18 protein-coding genes are annotated in these 17,778 nt (G+C 53.4%); 11 read left to right on the top strand and 7 right to left on the bottom strand.

The genetic code is table 11. From position 1 onward, the window contains the following. Positions 1 to 16 precede the first annotated feature (16 nt). The 8 genes from purF to C2U53_RS27505 all read left to right on the top strand — a co-directional run bounded on the left by purF (position 17) and on the right by C2U53_RS27505 (position 7,774). Complete coding sequence (gene purF, locus C2U53_RS27540; protein ID WP_042999999.1) at positions 17 to 1,534, top strand: amidophosphoribosyltransferase; 1,518 nt, start codon at positions 17 to 19, stop codon at positions 1,532 to 1,534. A gap of 96 nt (positions 1,535 to 1,630) precedes the next feature. Beyond that, positions 1,631 to 2,200 carry a UbiX family flavin prenyltransferase gene (locus C2U53_RS27535; RefSeq protein WP_044258495.1) on the top strand — a complete coding sequence of 190 codons (570 nt, stop codon included), beginning with the start codon at positions 1,631 to 1,633 and terminating at the stop codon, positions 2,198 to 2,200. 288 nt (positions 2,201 to 2,488) lie between these two features. Further along, positions 2,489 to 3,271: a lysine/arginine/ornithine ABC transporter substrate-binding protein ArgT gene (argT, locus tag C2U53_RS27530; protein WP_043000001.1), complete on the top strand. Its 783-nt coding sequence runs from the start codon at positions 2,489 to 2,491 to the stop codon at positions 3,269 to 3,271. A gap of 247 nt (positions 3,272 to 3,518) precedes the next feature. After that, positions 3,519 to 4,301 carry a histidine ABC transporter substrate-binding protein HisJ gene (gene hisJ / locus C2U53_RS27525; protein ID WP_044258497.1) on the top strand — a complete coding sequence of 261 codons (783 nt, stop codon included), beginning with the start codon at positions 3,519 to 3,521 and terminating at the stop codon, positions 4,299 to 4,301. Positions 4,302 to 4,489: 188 nt separating this feature from the next. After that, positions 4,490 to 5,176, top strand: a complete 687-nt coding sequence (locus C2U53_RS27520) for a histidine ABC transporter permease HisQ (RefSeq protein WP_043000003.1) — start codon at positions 4,490 to 4,492, stop codon at positions 5,174 to 5,176. Beyond that, positions 5,173 to 5,880 (top strand): histidine ABC transporter permease HisM, encoded by a 708-nt coding sequence (gene hisM, locus C2U53_RS27515; RefSeq protein WP_043000004.1) that lies wholly within the window; start codon positions 5,173 to 5,175, stop codon positions 5,878 to 5,880. Before C2U53_RS27520 ends, hisM begins: the two co-directional genes overlap by 4 nt. Positions 5,881 to 5,893: 13 nt before the next feature. Continuing rightward, entirely contained in the window at positions 5,894 to 6,667 is a 774-nt protein-coding gene (gene hisP, locus C2U53_RS27510) for a histidine ABC transporter ATP-binding protein HisP (RefSeq protein WP_043001873.1), read from the top strand. Positions 6,668 to 6,874: 207 nt separating this feature from the next. Next, complete coding sequence (locus C2U53_RS27505) at positions 6,875 to 7,774, top strand: Rpn family recombination-promoting nuclease/putative transposase (RefSeq protein ID WP_369815256.1); 900 nt, start codon at positions 6,875 to 6,877, stop codon at positions 7,772 to 7,774. 29 nt (positions 7,775 to 7,803) lie between these two features. On the opposite strand, the gene C2U53_RS27500 is transcribed toward C2U53_RS27505, so the two are convergent. From C2U53_RS27500 to yfcG, 4 genes are all read right to left on the bottom strand, one after another. After that, positions 7,804 to 8,307 carry a GNAT family N-acetyltransferase gene (locus C2U53_RS27500; protein WP_043000005.1) on the bottom strand — a complete coding sequence of 168 codons (504 nt, stop codon included), beginning with the start codon at positions 8,305 to 8,307 and terminating at the stop codon, positions 7,804 to 7,806. Between the two features lie 69 nt (positions 8,308 to 8,376). Continuing rightward, on the bottom strand, positions 8,377 to 9,270 hold the full coding sequence (locus tag C2U53_RS27495; protein ID WP_104446756.1) for a TIGR01777 family oxidoreductase: 894 nt from the start codon (positions 9,268 to 9,270) through the stop codon (positions 8,377 to 8,379). A 20-nt stretch (positions 9,271 to 9,290) separates the two neighbouring features. Continuing rightward, entirely contained in the window at positions 9,291 to 9,653 is a 363-nt protein-coding gene (gene folX / locus C2U53_RS27490) for a dihydroneopterin triphosphate 2'-epimerase (protein ID WP_043000007.1), read from the bottom strand. 66 nt (positions 9,654 to 9,719) lie between these two features. Next, positions 9,720 to 10,355, bottom strand: coding sequence for a GSH-dependent disulfide bond oxidoreductase (gene yfcG / locus C2U53_RS27485; protein ID WP_043000008.1), 636 nt, complete (start codon positions 10,353 to 10,355; stop codon positions 9,720 to 9,722). Positions 10,356 to 10,493: 138 nt separating this feature from the next. On the opposite strand from yfcG, the gene yfcF reads away from it, so the two are divergent. The 3 genes from yfcF to yfcD are packed head-to-tail and all read left to right on the top strand — an operon-like array spanning position 10,494 to position 12,368. Continuing rightward, the gene (gene yfcF / locus C2U53_RS27480; protein ID WP_043000009.1) at positions 10,494 to 11,138 is read left to right on the top strand and encodes a glutathione transferase; all 645 of its coding nucleotides are present in this window, start codon (positions 10,494 to 10,496) and stop codon (positions 11,136 to 11,138) included. 55 nt (positions 11,139 to 11,193) lie between these two features. After that, positions 11,194 to 11,745: a phosphodiesterase gene (yfcE, locus tag C2U53_RS27475; protein ID WP_044326792.1), complete on the top strand. Its 552-nt coding sequence runs from the start codon at positions 11,194 to 11,196 to the stop codon at positions 11,743 to 11,745. 56 nt (positions 11,746 to 11,801) lie between these two features. Beyond that, entirely contained in the window at positions 11,802 to 12,368 is a 567-nt protein-coding gene (gene yfcD, locus C2U53_RS27470; protein WP_042317782.1) for an NUDIX hydrolase YfcD, read from the top strand. 53 nt (positions 12,369 to 12,421) lie between these two features. Here the strand turns inward: yfcD and yfcC are convergent, their stop codons facing one another. The 3 genes from yfcC to ackA all read right to left on the bottom strand — a co-directional run bounded on the left by yfcC (position 12,422) and on the right by ackA (position 17,546). Next, positions 12,422 to 13,942 (bottom strand): putative basic amino acid antiporter YfcC, encoded by a 1,521-nt coding sequence (gene yfcC, locus C2U53_RS27465; protein WP_043000011.1) that lies wholly within the window; start codon positions 13,940 to 13,942, stop codon positions 12,422 to 12,424. A 185-nt stretch (positions 13,943 to 14,127) separates the two neighbouring features. Next, positions 14,128 to 16,269 (bottom strand): phosphate acetyltransferase, encoded by a 2,142-nt coding sequence (gene pta, locus C2U53_RS27460; RefSeq protein WP_043000012.1) that lies wholly within the window; start codon positions 16,267 to 16,269, stop codon positions 14,128 to 14,130. Positions 16,270 to 16,343: 74 nt separating this feature from the next. Further along, on the bottom strand, positions 16,344 to 17,546 hold the full coding sequence (gene ackA, locus C2U53_RS27455) for an acetate kinase (protein ID WP_042317795.1): 1,203 nt from the start codon (positions 17,544 to 17,546) through the stop codon (positions 16,344 to 16,346). Between the last annotated feature and the right edge of the window lie 232 nt (positions 17,547 to 17,778).

Raw genomic sequence — 17,778 nt, 5'->3', positions numbered from 1 at the left:
ACGAGGAAAAAGACGTATGTGCGGTATTGTCGGTATCGCCGGTGTTATGCCGGTTAACCAGTCGATTTATGACGCCTTAACAGTGCTTCAGCATCGTGGTCAGGATGCCGCTGGCATTATCACCATCGATGCAAATAACTGCTTCCGTTTGCGTAAGGCAAACGGTCTGGTGAGTGATGTTTTTGAAGCTCGCCACATGCAGCGTATGCAGGGCAACATGGGCATCGGTCATGTGCGTTATCCAACGGCTGGCAGCTCCAGCGCCTCTGAAGCTCAACCTTTCTACGTCAACTCCCCGTATGGCATCACGCTTGCCCACAATGGCAACCTGACCAATGCCCACGAACTGCGTAAAAAGCTGTTTGAGGAGAAGCGCCGTCACATCAATACCACCTCAGATTCTGAGATCCTGCTCAATATCTTCGCCAGTGAACTGGATAACTTCCGTCACTACCCGCTGGAAGCAGACAACATTTTTGCCGCGATTGCCGCGACCAACCGCCAGATCCGCGGCGCGTATGCCTGTGTGGCGATGATTATTGGTCACGGTATGGTTGCCTTCCGTGACCCGAACGGTATCCGTCCGCTGGTGTTGGGTAAACGTGATGTCGGCGACGGTCGCACCGAATATATGGTGGCGTCTGAAAGCGTCGCGCTGGATACCCTGGGCTTTGAATTCCTGCGTGACGTTGCGTCGGGCGAAGCGGTTTATATCACGGAGAAAGGGCAGCTATTCACCCGTCAGTGTGCCGAAAACCCGGTCAGCAATCCGTGCCTGTTCGAGTATGTTTACTTCGCGCGTCCGGATTCCTTCATCGACAAGATTTCCGTTTACAGCGCCCGTGTGAACATGGGTACCAAGCTTGGCGAAAAAATTGCTCGTGAGTGGGAGGATTTGGATATCGACGTGGTCATCCCGATTCCAGAAACCTCCTGCGATATCGCGCTGGAAATTGCGCGTATTCTCGGCAAGCCGTACCGTCAGGGGTTTGTGAAAAACCGCTACGTTGGTCGTACCTTTATCATGCCGGGACAGCAGCTGCGCCGTAAGTCCGTACGCCGCAAACTGAACGCCAACCGCGCGGAGTTCCGCGATAAAAATGTTCTGCTGGTGGATGACTCCATTGTGCGCGGCACCACCTCAGAGCAGATTATTGAGATGGCACGTGAAGCCGGGGCGAAAAAGGTCTATCTGGCCTCTGCGGCACCAGAGATTCGCTTCCCGAACGTGTACGGCATCGATATGCCTACTGCAAACGAACTGATTGCGCATGGTCGTGAAGTGGATGAGATTCGCCAGATCATCGGCGCAGACGGTCTTATCTTCCAGGACCTGGACGATCTGATCGACGCGGTCCGTACCGAAAACCCGGATATCCAGCAGTTTGAATGTTCCGTGTTTAACGGCGTATACGTTACGAAGGATGTAGATCAGCAGTATCTCGATTTTCTCGATTCCCTGCGTAATGACGATGCCAAAGCAGTTCAGTTGCAGAACGAAGTTGAAAACCTCGAGATGCACAACGAAGGGTAATCTCTGACCTGCCAGGGGGCGAATCCCGCCCCCTGACTTGCAACTCCCCATAAAATCCTGCAAAGTCAGCCCAGAAGTCAGACAGGGCGATAAATCATGAAGCGACTCATTATTGGTATTTCGGGTGCCAGCGGCGCCATTTACGGCGTGCGGCTGCTCCAGGTGTTGCGCGATGTACCGGATGTTGAAACGCATCTGATCATGAGCCAGGCCGCCCGCCAGACGCTTTCTCTCGAGACTGACTTATCGCTGCGTGATGTTCAGGCGCTCGCGAGCGTGACGCACGATGCGCGCGATATTGCCGCCAGCATCTCCTCCGGCTCTTTTCAGACCGCCGGAATGGTCATTCTGCCGTGCTCAATTAAAACGCTTTCTGGCATTGTCCATAGCTATACCGATGGCCTGTTGACCCGCGCGGCAGACGTGGTGTTAAAAGAGCGCCGCCCACTGGTGCTGTGCGTTCGGGAAACGCCGCTCCATCTGGGGCATTTGCGCTTAATGACCCAGGCAGCGGAAATTGGTGCGGTCATTATGCCACCGGTTCCGGCGTTTTATCATCGTCCACAGACGCTGGATGATGTGATAAATCAGACAGTTAATCGCGTCCTCGATCAGTTTGATATCGCCCTTCCGCAGGACCTTTTTACCCGTTGGCAGGGTGCATAATATTGCCCCGTCGGCGGGCCTTTTTGCATCAATTGCCCTGAAACAGGGCAATTTTGTAACCGCGATCATATCCTCAACATTTAATTCGCTAAATCCATCTGAAACGCTGCGGTTCATCCGTCAGACCTGCTATCTTCAACATCAGGACAATATTGCAACGTTTTATTAACATATTTAACGTCGAATATCCCGAGCGGCGCGAAAATGGCATAAGACCTGCATGAAAAAGCCTGCAAACGCACAACACAACGTAAAACATAATAAAGTCATTCCACTTGAGGGTTATGTATGAAGAAGTCAATTCTCGCTCTGTCATTGCTGATTGGTCTATCTGCTACTGCATCCAGCTATGCAGCGCTGCCGCAAACGGTGCGCATTGGCACGGATACCACCTACGCTCCGTTCTCTTCAAAAGATGCCAAAGGCGACTTCATCGGCTTTGATATCGATTTGGGCAATGAGATGTGTAAGCGTATGCAGGTCAAATGTACCTGGGTCGCCAGTGATTTCGATGCACTGATCCCGTCGCTCAAAGCGAAGAAAATTGATGCCATTATCTCTTCGCTCTCCATAACCGATAAGCGCCAGCAGGAAATTGCCTTCTCCGACAAACTGTACGCGGCGGATTCGCGTCTGATCGCGGCGAAAGGCTCCCCGATTCAGCCAACGCTTGACGCGCTTAAAGGTAAGCACGTTGGCGTGTTACAAGGCTCCACTCAGGAAGCCTATGCCAATGACACCTGGCGTAGCAAAGGCGTGGATGTGGTGGCCTACGCAAACCAGGATTTGATTTACTCTGACCTGACGGCGGGCCGTCTTGATGCGGCATTGCAGGACGAAGTTGCCGCCAGTGAAGGTTTCCTCAAACAGCCTGCGGGCAAAGACTTTGCTTTTGCCGGCCCTTCCGTGAAGGATAAAAAGTACTTCGGCGACGGTACAGGCGTCGGTTTACGTAAAGACGATACGGAACTGAAAGCTGCCTTTGATAAGGCGCTGGCCGATCTGCGTCAGGATGGCACTTACGACAAGATGGCGAAAAAGTATTTTGACTTTAACGTCTACGGCGACTGATACCTGAATACGGGGGACCTGACTGCACCGTTTGGGTTAGCCATAGCGGTGCGTGACGGGTTGAATGCACCATTATGGTGCAATTATGGCGGGTGAACAGAGCGGAAGTGCATATTTAAGCGCTTTTCATGCAAAATAAACCGGGGACAGGGCAGAATGTTTTGCCTTGTCGACCCGATTAATGGCACGATAACTGCACCTGGTCCTGTAAACATCCCCTATAAAAGACAGTCTGTTGAGGATAGTTATGAAAAAACTGGTGTTATCTCTTTCTCTGGTCCTGGCTTTCTCCAGTGCTACCGCAGCCTTTGCCGCCATTCCACAAAAAGTTCGTATTGGTACCGATCCAACCTACGCCCCGTTTGAGTCGAAGAATGCGCAGGGTGAATTGGTGGGTTTTGATATCGATCTGGCGAAAGAGCTGTGCAAACGTATTAATACGCAATGTACCTTCGTTGAGAACCCGCTGGATGCGCTGATCCCGTCGTTAAAAGCGAAGAAAATCGACGCTATCATGTCCTCGCTTTCGATTACTGAAAAGCGTCAGCAGGAAATCGCCTTCACTGACAAACTTTATGCAGCTGACTCGCGTCTGGTCGTGGCCAAGTCATCAGACATTCAGCCGACCGTTGAGTCGCTGAAAGGCAAACGCGTCGGTGTGCTGCAGGGCACCACTCAGGAGACGTTTGGTAACGAACACTGGGCGCCAAAAGGCATTGAGATTGTGTCGTATCAGGGGCAGGACAATATTTACTCTGACCTGACTGCGGGGCGTATTGATGCTGCATTCCAGGACGAAGTTGCCGCAAGCGAAGGCTTCCTGAAACAACCCGTTGGCAAAGATTACAAATTCGGCGGCCCGTCTGTGAAAGACGAAAAACTGTTTGGTGTAGGGACCGGCATGGGTCTGCGCAAAGAGGATAACGAACTGCGTGAAGCCCTGAACAAAGCGTTTGCAGAAATGCGCGCTGACGGAACTTACGAGAAGCTGGCGAAGAAATACTTTGATTTTGATGTTTATGGCGGTTAATCCCCGCAGGTGCAGATAAAGCCCAGGACGTGATGATGAACCGGTTTTATGCCTGATAGCACTGCGCTTATCCGGCCTACAGGTGATTGCTGTAGGCCGGATAAGGCTACGCCGCCATTCGGCATAACAGGTAGCACCATCACGTCAAAAGAGGCTTCTAACTCGCCACTCACGACAGGACAGGCAGCATGTTGTACGGGTTTTCAGGTGTTATTTTACAGGGCGCAATTGTCACGCTGGAACTGGCTCTCAGTTCCGTGGTGCTGGCCGTTCTGATCGGGCTCGTCGGTGCGGGGGCTAAACTCTCGCAAAACCGGGTGACGGGGCTTATTTTCGAAGCTTATACCACCCTCATTCGCGGGGTGCCAGATCTGGTGCTGATGCTGCTGATTTTTTATGGCCTGCAGATAGCACTCAACACGTTAACCGATGCGATAGGCATCAGTCAGATTGATATCGACCCGATGGTCGCTGGTATTATTACGCTTGGCTTTATCTATGGCGCGTATTTTACAGAAACCTTTCGTGGCGCTTTTATGGCGGTACCAATAGGTCATATTGAAGCCGCTACCGCTTTCGGTTTTACCTCTTCACAAATTTTCCGCCGTATTATGTTTCCGGCAATGATGCGCTATGCGCTGCCGGGGATTGGGAATAACTGGCAGGTGATCCTCAAAGCGACGGCGCTGGTCTCGCTGCTCGGTCTGGAAGATGTGGTCAAAGCCACGCAACTGGCCGGAAAGAGCACCTGGGAGCCATTCTATTTCGCCATCGTCTGCGGGCTTATCTATCTGGTATTTACTACGGTTTCCAATGGTGTGCTGCTGTTCCTTGAGCGCCGTTACTCCGTCGGTGTGAAGAGGGCTGACCTGTGATTGAGATAATTCAGGAGTACTGGAAATCCCTGTTGTGGACGGATGGCTACCGGTTTACGGGGGTGGCGATTACGCTGTGGCTGCTGATTTCCTCCGTGGTGATGGGCGGCATTCTGGCCGTTTTTCTGGCCATTGGTCGTGTTTCCAGCAACAAATTCATCCAGTTTCCCATCTGGCTGTTTACCTATATTTTTCGCGGGACGCCATTGTACGTTCAGCTACTGGTGTTCTATTCAGGGATGTACACGCTGGAGATAGTCAAAGGCACCGATTTTCTGAACGCTTTCTTCCGCAGCGGTCTGAACTGTACCGTTCTGGCGCTGACGCTGAACACGTGCGCCTATACCACAGAGATTTTCGCCGGGGCCATTCGCTCGGTTCCGCACGGTGAAATTGAAGCCGCGCGCGCGTATGGCTTCTCCTCATTCAAAATGTATCGTTGCATTATTCTGCCTTCGGCGTTGCGTATCGCGTTACCCGCGTACAGCAACGAGGTCATTTTAATGCTGCACTCCACGGCGCTGGCGTTCACGGCAACGGTTCCGGATCTGCTGAAAATCGCCCGTGATATTAACTCGGCGACCTATCAGCCCTTTACCGCTTTCGGTATTGCCGCCGTGCTGTACTTAATCATATCGTATGTCCTGATAAGCCTGTTCCGCCGTGCGGAAAGGCGCTGGTTGCAGCATGTTTCCTCTAAATAATTCGGGTAACACGATGTCTGAGAATAAATTAAACGTTATCGATTTGCACAAACGCTACGGCGAACACGAAGTGCTGAAAGGGGTTTCACTGCAGGCCAACGCCGGAGATGTGATCAGTATTATTGGCTCATCCGGCTCCGGGAAAAGTACATTTTTGCGCTGCATAAACTTCCTCGAAAAACCGAGCGAAGGGTCGATTGTGGTCAACGGCCAGAACATCAACCTGGTGCGTGACAAAGACGGTCAGCTTAAGGTGGCGGATAAAAATCAGCTTCGTTTACTGCGTACCCGCCTGACGATGGTGTTTCAGCACTTTAACCTGTGGAGCCACATGACGGTGCTGGAAAACGTCATGGAAGCGCCAATTCAGGTGTTGGGTCTGAGCAAACAGGAAGCCCGTGAACGGGCGACCAAATACCTGGCGAAAGTCGGCATTGATGAGCGTGCACAGGGGAAATACCCGGTGCATCTTTCCGGTGGTCAGCAGCAGCGAGTGTCGATTGCACGCGCCCTGGCGATGGAGCCGGAAGTGTTGCTCTTTGATGAACCAACCTCGGCGCTGGATCCTGAACTGGTCGGCGAGGTGCTGCGTATCATGCAGCAACTGGCCGAAGAGGGGAAAACGATGGTGGTGGTGACGCACGAAATGGGCTTTGCCCGCCATGTCTCCAGCCACGTGATTTTCTTGCATCAGGGGAAAATCGAAGAAGAAGGCAATCCAGAGCAACTCTTCGGTAACCCCCAAAGTCCACGCCTGCAACAGTTCCTGAAAGGATCGCTGAAGTAACGGGTTCAGGCGTATCGTTAAGGTAAGCCGGGAAAGGCAACAGCCTCCCGGCTTTTTTTGCGAGTGACTTTCCGTAAGCCCTGAAAATATTGCAGACCAGCGCATTTACCCTGGATTCATCACCGCAAAGCGCAACGTCTGTTGGTGTCGCAGACGATTAATGCGCGTAACGTCATGTCATCGACTCACAGGGATGATGGTATGGCCATGACAACAGCTAAGGTTACAGCGCATGATGCGGTGTTTAAAACGTTCATGTGCCACCCGGACACTGCCAGAGATTTCCTGGAATTCCATCTGCCTGCTTCATTGCGGCAACTTTGCGATCTGGACTCGCTGAAACTCGAGTCAGGTAGCTTTATTGAAGAGAATCTCCGTGCGTATTATTCCGATGTTCTTTGGTCGTTAAAGACGGCGGAAGGAGAGGGCTTTATCTATGTGGTGATTGAACATCAAAGTTCACCCGATGCTCATATGGCATTCCGACTGATGCGCTATGCCATGGGGGCAATGCAACGTCATCTCGATGCCGGACATAAAAAACTGCCATTGGTGATCCCGATGTTATTTTATCACGGCGCGGTGACGCCCTATCCCTTTTCCTTGTGTTGGCTGGATGAATTTGCCGATCCCTCTACGGCAAGACAACTCTATACCGCCGCCTTTCCTCTGGTTGATATTACGGTTGTGGCGGATGATGACATTATGCAGCATCGACGGATAGCGCTCCTGGAGTTAATGCAAAAGCATATCCGCAAGCGTGATTTAATGGGCTTGATGGAGCAATTAGTTGCCCTGTTGATTAAGGGTTACGCTAATGACAGCCAGTTGAAAACGCTGTTTAATTATATGATGCAAACCGGTGACGCCGCGCATTTTAGTGAGTTTCTTGCCGAGGTTGCCCAGCGTTCACCCCACCACAAGGAGAGACTAATGACTATCGCCGACAGATTGCGTCAGCAGGGGTTAGATCAGGGGATTCAACAGGGCAAACGCGATGAAGCCCAGCGGATTGCACGTATGATGCTGGCAGATGGGATTGATGCCCACACCGTCGCCAGGATAACCGGTCTTCCCGTTGACGAGCTTACCGCTACGCGCGCCTGAGACTTTCTTGCGTCGATGAACGGTTAACCTCACGCCATCTCCAGACGGTATCCCCAGTCGTCATAGTGGATACCGTTGATCTCAAACGCTTTCTCCAGCACCTGCGTACGCACAAATCCCAGTTTTTCCAGCAGGCGGACTGAACCCCGGTTCTCGGCAAGCACCCAGGCGTTGATGGCTTTCACGCCAGCTTCGCGGAAGGCATAGTCGCAGACGGCACGAACGGCCTCACTGGCGATACCGCGTCCCTGGACAGCGGGGATAACGCAATAACCGATGTCAGCTTCCTGCGGAAAATGATGGCTGATTTGTAAGCCAATGTCTCCCAGCGGTGTGGCATCGTGATGCTGGCGGATCACGAAGGTGTGTTTTGAGGTAAGACGACGCGCAAACAGCAAACGCGTTTCGCGTTCCGGGCAGAGGTTGCCCATAAAACGCATGATGTCCGGATTTTCACGAAGCGCGAGGAAAAAGGGCCAGTCTGTGGGTTGAAACGGGGAAAGCGTCAGTCGTTCGGTTGTGAGTCGTGCCATAAAATCGCCATTCCGGGAGCCAGTGAGACTACCTTACCACCGGAACGGCGAGAGTGAACAGGGAAGACGTTAGCGAACGACATCCGACAGCGCTTCTTCAAGGTCATACCAACGGAAGGGAAATCCGGCGGCTTCCAGTCGTTTGGGCAGGGCGCGTTGCCCGCCCAGCACCAGTACCGATGATTCGCCCATCAGCAGGCGAATCACGGTGGCTGGTACGCGAAGAATGGCTGGCCGTTGCAGGGCATGTCCCAGCGCATGAGCAAACTGCTCATTGCGTACCGGATAGGGCGAGACCATGTTGAACGGCCCACGCAGGTCGTTATCCAGCAGCCAGAGAATCGCATTGACCATATCATCAATGTGGATCCAGGCCAGATACTGGCGGCCGTTGCCAATGGGGCCACCGAGGCCCAGGCGAAACGGTGGAACCATTTTGCCGAGGATACCGCCCTTTGGTGCCAGCACCACGCCGGTACGCAGCAGGCAAACACGCGTTTTGTCGCTTTGCGCTTTGCAGGCAATTTGCTCCCAGCGTGCGCAAAGTTTATGGGTGAATTCGTTATGCGGCGGTTCTTCCTCAGTGACGACCACTTCGCCCAGATCGCCATAATAACCTGTGGCAGAACCTGAAATCAGGACTGACGGCGGGGTTTCACTGGCATTAATGAGGTCCGCCAGTTTCTGGGTGATGCGCCAGCGGCTCTGACACAAGCGATCTTTTTGCTCCGTCGTCCAGCGCTTGTCAGCAATGGGCTCACCGGCCAGGTTAATCACCGCGTCAAAACCGTCGAGATTTTGCTTATCTTCCAGCGTGTCCCACAGTGTCACCCGGTCATTGAGCTTTTCCCGGGCGGTATCGCGGCGGCGAGTCAGTACGGTCACCTGATGACCCAGTTCCTGCAGGCGCGGGACCAGGTGTCCTCCAATAAGGCCAGTCCCTCCAGTTACCAGTATCTTCATGCAGCCTCCCGTGATGGCGGTTAGCGCTGCCAGCTCAACGTCATGGAGACGGAATCGGCATAACGCAACGCGTGTAGTTTGTCGACTTCCACTTCAGCATAAGTGACCCAGTGGTGTTCGCGTGCGATATCGAGCACATCCTGGGTTAATTTTTCTAACAATGAGAAGCGATTGTTCTCAACGTGCAGGATGATATTTTTGGTGATCGTGCGGTAATTCAACGCATCATTGATATCTTCGCTGACGCGAGCCTTGTCCGCCGGATAGTGAATCGCAACGTTGATGACAATATCCTGTCGGTTATTGATCTCTTCCTCTTTGATGCCAATGAAAGTGCGTAAGCGAAGGTTTTTTATACGAATTATAGCGTCATGATGTGACATTGCAGGTCTCCTCCATGTATGAACTCTCGCATGATACACGAGAACCCGGTCGCGTTATCCTTTTGCTCATGCAGGATCCTGGTGCGCCAGCATCATTGCGCGTTCTGTGGCGGGCCGACTGCGAATGCGCTCAAACCAATTCTTCACGGCGGGAAACATGTCCAGGTCGACGCGCTGACGCTGCCAGGCGTTCACCCACGGCCAGCAGGCGATATCGGCAATGCTGTAATGCTCGCCGCCCAGCCACGGCGACATCTCCAGCCGTTTATTGAGAACGTTATACAGCCGTTGTGTTTCAACCTGATAGCGCTCAATAGCGTAGGGGATGGACTGTGGAGCAAAATGGTTGAAATGATGGTTTTGACCAAGCATTGGGCCCAGCCCGCCCACCTGCCAGAACAGCCATTGCAGCGTGCTATGGCGCTCGCGTAATTCACCGCTAAGCAACAGGCCGCTCTTTTCCGCCAGATAGAGCAAAATGGCACCGGACTCAAACAGGCTCAGCGATGGGCCGCCATCGAGCGGGTTATGATCGACGATGGCGGGAATTTTATTGTTGGGTGAAATGGCGAGGAAATCGGGGCGAAACTGATTACCCTTACTGATATCCACTTTAATTAATCGGTAGTCCAGCGCGGCTTCCTCAAGGAAGAGGGTAATCTTGTGCCCATTGGGTGTCGGGGCGTAATAGAGGTCGATCATTTCTGCTCCACAACGTGTTTATCGGATAAGCCAACCACAAGTATAGAAAGCCTGTCGTGCTGTGTGAGTTTTCATCAGGTGACAGCGAGCGAAAGACCCTCTATGTTGGGAGAAAAGCCTAATAACGACGAGGACGCTATGAGTAAACCCACTATCACGCTTTGGTCAGACGCGAATTATTTTTCTCCTTATGTACTCTCTGCGTATGTCGCGTTACAGGAAAAGGGGCTGCCGTTTAGCCTGAAAACCATTGACCTGGGCAGCGGCGAACATCTACAACCCGGCTGGCAGGGGTATGCACTGACGCGTCGGGTACCGTTGCTGGACATTGATGGTTTTGAGTTGAGCGAGTCCTCCGCGATTGCTGAATACCTGGAAGACCGCTTTTCGCCGCCCACCTGGGAGCGAATCTATCCTCACGACCTGCAAAAACGCGCGCGTGCGCGACAGATACAGGCATGGCTGCGCAGTGATTTACTGCCCATTCGAGAAGAACGTCCGACGGATGTCGTTTTCGGTGGGATAAAAAAAGGACCGCTGAGCGAGGCGGGGAAAATCAGCGCAGACAAACTGTTCTCCATAGCGGGGAATCTGCTGGCACACGACATGCCAAATCTTTTCGGTGAATGGTGTCTGGCCGATACTGATTTAGCCCTGATGCTCAACCGTCTGGTTCTCAACGGCGACGACGTCCCGGAGCGACTGGCGGAATATGCAGCATTTCAGTGGCAACGCGCCTCTGTCCAGCGTTATATTGCGCTTTCCGCGAAGCGTTCAGGCTGATAAAACGTTTGTAATCCAGTATCATAATGCGGTTTTTGATGACACGGAGCATGTGATGAAACTGATGTTTGCATCCGACATTCATGGGTCCTTGCCTGCTACAGAACGCGTGCTGACCCTGTTTTCACAGAGCGGCGCGCAGTGGCTGGTGATACTGGGCGATATCCTTAACCACGGGCCGCGAAATGCGTTACCCGAAGGCTACGCACCCGCTCAGGTCGCTGAGCGGCTCAATGAACAGGCGTCGCAGATTGTCGCGGTGCGGGGAAATTGTGATAGTGAAGTGGATCAAATGCTGCTGCAGTTTCCAATAACCGCGCCCTGGCAGCAGGTGCTACTGGAAAATCAGCGACTGTTTCTGACTCACGGTCATCTCTTTGGGCCGGATAACCTGCCGGCACTGCGGGCCGGTGATGTCCTGGTATACGGGCATACGCATCTGCCGGTGGCAGAAAAAAGAGGCGATATTTATCACTTCAACCCGGGTTCAGTAAGCATTCCGAAAGGTGGCTACCAGGCAAGTTATGGCCTGCTGGACGATAATGTTTTGAGCGTTATCGCACTCAATGATCAAAGTATCATTGCGCAGGTGGCGATTAATTCGTAATTTACCCCCACATATGTAAATGCGCCGTAAGAGCGCCAGAAAAAGAAGGTTTCCTGATGGTGGAACAGCGTCGTTTGGCAAGTACGGAATGGGTGGATATTGTGAATGAAGACAACGAAGTCATTGCACAATCCAGCCGGGAACAGATGCGAGCGCAGGGCCTGCGTCATCGTGCGACCTATATTGTTGTACACGACGGAATGGGCAAAATACTGGTGCAACGTCGTACCGAGACAAAAGACTTTTTACCCGGAATGTTAGATGCCACTGCCGGTGGCGTTGTGCAGGCTGACGAACAGTTGCTGGATTCTGCCCGCCGTGAAGCGGAAGAAGAGTTAGGCATCGCCGGTGTGCCATTCGCCGAACATGGTCAGTTCTACTTTGAAGATAAGAACTGTCGCGTCTGGGGTGCGCTGTTCAGCTGTGTGTCGCACGGCCCGTTCGCCTTGCAGGAAGAAGAGGTCAGCGAAGTTTGCTGGCTGACGCCGGAAGAAATTACCGCCCGCTGTGATGAATTCACGCCCGACTCGCTGAAAGCGCTGGCGCTGTGGATGACCCGTAACGCTAAAAATGAAGCGGCAAGGTCAGAGTCGCAACAGGAGAAGCAGGAAGAGGCGGAGTAGCGTCCTTTCTGAACTAACCGTAAAAAGGAGCCATAAGCGGCTCCTTTTGTCTTTTAGTGGTATCCCATGATTTGAGCGCCAATCACCACCACGCTGGACATAATGAACAGCAGCCCCAGCAGCGTCGCACCCACTTTCAGCCAGTTACGGAAATCCACCCGACAGACGCCTAATGTCGCCATCAGTGATGCAGAGGTCGGATAGATGATGTGGCTAAAGCCATCGCCAAACTGGAACGCCAGTACGGTGACCTGACGGTTAACCCCCACCAGATCGCCGAGCGGTGCTAACAGCGGCATGGTCAGCGCCGCCTGGCCCGATCCCGACGTTACAAAGAAATTAAATACTGCCTGGAAGAGCAGCATAAACCACGCGGCAACGGCGTTGTCCAGCCCGCTGATGCCGTTGGCGATGCTGTGTAACAGCGTATTGAGCACGCTGGCGTCACCCGCTTCGCCGTTGCCTACCAACAGTAAAATGCCTTTGGCAAAACCTACCAGCAGGGCGGGGGCAATCATCATGCGTGCGCCTTCGGTGAATGAGGACGCCATAATGTTGACCGTCATGCCGTTAAGACGGAAGACAACGGCGATAATGCCAATGACCAGGCCCATGGTGAAGAACTGGCTGGCTATCTCCGGAATAAACCATGCGTTGACGATAACGCCCCAGACCACCCAAACCATCACCCCGGTCAGCACCAGCAGCACCAGCCAGTCGCCGATTGTGAAGCGGCGCTCGACAACATCATCCTGCTGTTCGCGAAAGAAACGGTCAGATTCATGCACGCGTGACAGAAGCGGGTTCTTTTTCACCCGCGAGGCATAGACCAGGGTAAACGTCAGACCGATCAGTGTCGAAATAACCCATACCACGATACGCAGACCGGAACCGGAGAGGACCGGTACGCCGGCAATGCCCTGCGCGACCACCACGCAGAAAGGGTTCATCCACGAACTGGCAAAGCCAATTTGTGTCGCAATATAGGTCACTAACACCGTGGTGATACTGTCATACCCCAGTCGCACCATCAGCGGCGCGATGATGATCGCGAAGGCAACCGCCTCTTCTCCCATGCCGAACACCGCACCGCCCAGCGAGAAGAGAATAAACAGTACCGGGATAAACAGAACCTCGTTGCCTTTGGTATGACGGATGAGCGCAAGGATGCCGTTATCAATAGTTCCCGTGCGCATAACGATGCCAAACGCACCGCCAATTACCAGCATAAACATGATGATACCGACGGCGGTACCGAATTTAGAGCCGGAGGTCAGCCCTTCGAACGGGAAGTTCATCAGTCCCGGGCTTTCATCGCCGGTAGTGAAGAATTTAACCGGATGATACTGCGCTTCACCGGCCTCGTTGGTCAGAATACGGAAAGAGTGGGGGTCAACCACTTTACGGGTTTTTGTCTGACCATCCACCTGGTATTGCACCTCCTGGCTGTCGAACATCCCGACGGGGACAACCCAGGTCGCAAGGCTGGTTAAAATGGCGACAAAGAAAATAATGACCAGCGTATCGGGCATGGCCCATTTTCTGGCTGGCTGTGTTTCGGTTACTGCAGACATGAAAGACTATCCCTGTTGCAAAGCAAAGAGGCTAAGTATGCAAACAGGCGAATGGTTATTCATTGATGCAGCGCAGTTAAGCAAATAAATCCGTTTTTGCATTGCCAGAAACGGCAATAAAAAAGCCGGAAATCAGGGTGATTTCCGGCTTTTGACCGGGCCCGTCTGGACCCAGCGGAGACAACTTACTGCTGTTGTGAAGACTGAATCGCGGTCAGAGCGATGGTGTAGACGATATCGTCAACCAGCGCGCCACGGGACAGATCGTTCACCGGCTTGCGCATACCCTGCAGCATCGGCCCGATGGAGATCAGGTCGGCAGAACGCTGTACCGCTTTGTAAGTGGTGTTACCGGTGTTCAGATCCGGGAAGATGAACACGGTAGCGCGACCCGCAACCGGAGAGTTCGGCGCTTTGGATTTTGCCACGTCAGCCATCACGGCGGCATCGTACTGCAGCGGACCGTCGATCATCAGGTCAGGACGTTTTTCCTGTGCAAGACGAGTTGCTTCACGCACTTTCTCAACGTCGCTACCCGCACCAGAGGTGCCGGTGGAGTAGGAGAGCATTGCGACGCGCGGTTCGATACCAAAGGCAATGGCAGAGTCAGCAGACTGGATAGCGATTTCAGCCAGCTGTTCAGCGGTCGGATCCGGGTTGATCGCGCAGTCGCCGTAAACGTAAACCTGTTCTGGCAGCAGCATGAAGAAGACGGAGGAAACCAGTGAACTGCCTGGCGCAGTTTTGATAAGCTGCAGCGGCGGACGAATGGTGTTAGCCGTGGTGTGAACAGCGCCTGATACCAGACCGTCAACTTCGTCTTGTTCCAGCATCAGCGTACCGAGCACCACGTTGTCTTCCAGCTGTTCGCGGGCAACGGTTTCGGTCATGCCTTTGCTCTTACGCAGTTCAACCAGACGCGCGACATAGCTTTCGCGAACCACTTCCGGGTCCACGATTTCGATGCCAGCGCCGAGCTCAACGCCCTGAGAGGCCGCAACGCGGTTGATCTCTTCCGGGTTACCCAGCAGTACGCAGGTTGCGATACCACGTTCAGCACAGATGGCTGCCGCTTTCACGGTACGCGGTTCGTCGCCTTCTGGCAGCACAACGCGTTTACCGGCTTTACGCGCCAGTTCGGTCAGCTGATAGCGGAAGGCTGGAGGAGACAGACGACGGCTACGCTCAGAGGTCGCGGTCAGGGACTCGATCCAGTCAGCGTTGATGTAGTTCGCCACGTATTCCTGAACTTTCTCGATGCGTGCGTGATCGTCAACCGGCACTTCCAGGTTGAAGCTCTGCAGGCTCAGAGAAGTTTGCCAGGTGTTGGTGTTCACCATGAATACCGGCAGGCCGGTAGCGAAAGCGCGTTCACACAGTTTAGAGATGCGCGCATCCATTTCGTAGCCACCGGTCAGCAGCAGGGCGCCGATTTCAACGCCATTCATCGCGGCCAGACACGCGGCAACCAGCACGTCCGGACGGTCAGCGGAGGTGACCAGCAGGGAACCGGCGCGGAAGTGTTCCAGCATGTGCGGAATGCTACGCGCACAGAAAGTGACAGACTTCACGCGACGCGTATTGATGTCGCCTTCGTTGACGATGGTGGCATTCAGGTGGCGCGCCATGTCGATCGCACGGGTCGCGATCAGCTCAAAGCTCCACGGCACTGCGCCGAGAACCGGCAGCGGGCTGCTCGCGGTGAGCTGTGCCGGATCGACTTTTACGACCTGCGCTTTGGAAGAGTCGTCGAAAATCTCAGACAGATCCGGACGGGTACGACCTTGTTCATCAACCGGAGCGTTCAGTTTGTTCACGATAACGCCGGTGATGTTGGTGTTTTTTGCGCCGCCGAAGCTGCTGCGAGTCAGTTCAATACGCTCGTTCAACTGTTCCGGCGTATCGGTGCCCTGAGACATGACGAAGACGATTTCCGCGTTCAGCGTTTTGGCGATTTCGTAGTTCAGAGACTGCGCGAACTGGTGTTTACGGGTTGGGACCAGGCCTTCAACCAGTACCACTTCTGCGTCTTTGGTGTTCGCATGGTAGTTTGCGATGATCTCTTCCATCAGCACATCTTTCTGATTGCTGGACAGCAGGGACTCTACGTGGCTCATCTTCAGCGGTTCAGCCGCGGTGACAGAAGAGTTTGCACGAACGATAGCGGTGGTCTGGTCTGGCGCATCGCCACCGGCGCGTGGCTGGGCGATGGGCTTAAAGACACTCAGACGAACGCCTTTGCGTTCCATAGCACGGATGACGCCGAGGCTGACGCTGGTCAGGCCGACGCTGGTTCCGGTAGGGATCAGCATAATAATACGGGACACGGTTTATCCTCTTTCGTTACCGCCCGTTGGGCGGGTTACAAAACAGCACCGCCAGCTTAGCTGGCGGTGTGATATCAGGCAGTCAGACGGCTCGCGTCTTGCGCGATAACCAGTTCTTCGTTGGTTGGGATCACCACCGCAGGACGGGTACCTTCTTTGTTGATGAAACCAGATTTGCCGAAACGGGCAGCCAGGTTACGTTCATGATCAACTTCAAAGCCCAGCACGCCCAGTTTACCCAAGGACAGCTCGCGAACCATGGCCGCGTTCTCACCGATACCGCCGGTGAAGACAACGGCGTCCAGACGACCGTCCATCAGCGCCGTGTAGGAACCGATGTACTTCGCCAGACGGTGGCAGTAAACGTCCATTGCACGTTTCGCGTCTTCTTTGGTGGTGTAGTTGTCTTCAACATAACGGCAGTCGCTGGTCACTTCGGTCAGACCCAGCAGGCCGGATTCTTTGGTCAGCATCTTGTTGATCTGATCAACGCTCATGCCCAGCGTGTCGTGCAGGTGGAAAATGATTGCCGGGTCGATGTCACCAGAGCGGGTACCCATCACCAGGCCTTCCAGCGGGGTCAGGCCCATAGAGGTATCAACACATTTACCATTGCGGATAGCAGAAACAGAACCCCCGTTGCCCAGGTGGCACGTGATGATGTTCAGCTCTTCTACCGGTTTGTTCAGCATTTTTGCCGCTTCCTGGGTAACGAAGAAGTGGCTGGTACCGTGCGCGCCATAACGACGAACGCCGTGTTCTTTGTACAGGCTGTACGGCAGGGCATAGAGGTAAGACTCTTCCGGCATGGTCTGATGGAACGCGGTGTCAAACACAGCCACGTTTTTGTCTTTCAACTGCGGGAAGGATTTCAGTGCTTCTGCAATCCCGATCAGGTGAGCCGGGTTATGCAGCGGTGCGAAAGAGGCAGAATCTTTGATGCCCTGAATAACAGAGTCATCGATAACCACGGAGCTGGTATACTTCTCGCCGCCGTGTACGATACGGTGACCGATTGCAGTCAACTGCGCAGACAGTTCTGGTTTTTGTGCCAGAATAGTATTAACGATAAAGTTCAGCGCTTCACTGTGAGCGGCGCCTGCACCTAAAGCCGCTTCTTGTTTACCGCCGTCCATTTTCCATTTGATACGTGCTTCAGGGAGATGGAAACATTCGGCTAAACCAGAAAGGTACTCTTCACCGTTAACTGCATCGATGATTGCAAATTTCAGTGAGGAGCTACCGCAGTTCAGAACCAGTACTAACTTACTCGACATGGAAGTACCTATTATTGATACGTGGCTAAAAAAACGTCAGGGAGCCATAGAGCGTAGCGCAGTGTGACGCTGACATTTATGATTAACATCATGCCAGTTGTCTTTTTTGGCATGATGGAAGAAATACCTTTGAGTCTATGCCATTTTGCGTATTTTTCAGCCAATGGCATACTATATGTAAATTTGACGACTCAATGATTTTGGACTACAGGCCTTTTACAGGCCGCTACAG

This window comes from Citrobacter sp. CFNIH10, assembly GCF_002934585.1.
Classification (GTDB): Bacteria; Pseudomonadota; Gammaproteobacteria; order Enterobacterales; family Enterobacteriaceae; genus Citrobacter_A; species Citrobacter_A amalonaticus.
This window is presented reverse-complemented; position numbering and strand designations above follow the sequence as displayed.

Bases quoted from the DNA above. Each gene is read 5' to 3' on its own strand.
- yfcE (WP_044326792.1), top strand. From the start codon at position 11,194: ATGAAACTGATGTTTGCATCCGACATTCATGGGTCCTTGCCTGCTACA.
- argT (WP_043000001.1), top strand. From the start codon at position 2,489: ATGAAGAAGTCAATTCTCGCTCTGTCATTGCTGATTGGTCTATCTGCT.
- yfcG (WP_043000008.1), bottom strand. From the start codon at position 10,355: ATGATCGACCTCTATTACGCCCCGACACCCAATGGGCACAAGATTACC.
- C2U53_RS27535 (WP_044258495.1), top strand. From the start codon at position 1,631: ATGAAGCGACTCATTATTGGTATTTCGGGTGCCAGCGGCGCCATTTAC.
- folX (WP_043000007.1), bottom strand. From the start codon at position 9,653: ATGTCACATCATGACGCTATAATTCGTATAAAAAACCTTCGCTTACGC.
- C2U53_RS27500 (WP_043000005.1), bottom strand. From the start codon at position 8,307: ATGGCACGACTCACAACCGAACGACTGACGCTTTCCCCGTTTCAACCC.
- purF (WP_042999999.1), top strand. From the start codon at position 17: ATGTGCGGTATTGTCGGTATCGCCGGTGTTATGCCGGTTAACCAGTCG.
- yfcC (WP_043000011.1), bottom strand. From the start codon at position 13,942: ATGTCTGCAGTAACCGAAACACAGCCAGCCAGAAAATGGGCCATGCCC.
- hisJ (WP_044258497.1), top strand. From the start codon at position 3,519: ATGAAAAAACTGGTGTTATCTCTTTCTCTGGTCCTGGCTTTCTCCAGT.
- C2U53_RS27520 (WP_043000003.1), top strand. From the start codon at position 4,490: ATGTTGTACGGGTTTTCAGGTGTTATTTTACAGGGCGCAATTGTCACG.
- hisP (WP_043001873.1), top strand. From the start codon at position 5,894: ATGTCTGAGAATAAATTAAACGTTATCGATTTGCACAAACGCTACGGC.
- ackA (WP_042317795.1), bottom strand. From the start codon at position 17,546: ATGTCGAGTAAGTTAGTACTGGTTCTGAACTGCGGTAGCTCCTCACTG.
- C2U53_RS27495 (WP_104446756.1), bottom strand. From the start codon at position 9,270: ATGAAGATACTGGTAACTGGAGGGACTGGCCTTATTGGAGGACACCTG.
- yfcD (WP_042317782.1), top strand. From the start codon at position 11,802: ATGGTGGAACAGCGTCGTTTGGCAAGTACGGAATGGGTGGATATTGTG.
- yfcF (WP_043000009.1), top strand. From the start codon at position 10,494: ATGAGTAAACCCACTATCACGCTTTGGTCAGACGCGAATTATTTTTCT.
- C2U53_RS27505 (WP_369815256.1), top strand. From the start codon at position 6,875: ATGACAACAGCTAAGGTTACAGCGCATGATGCGGTGTTTAAAACGTTC.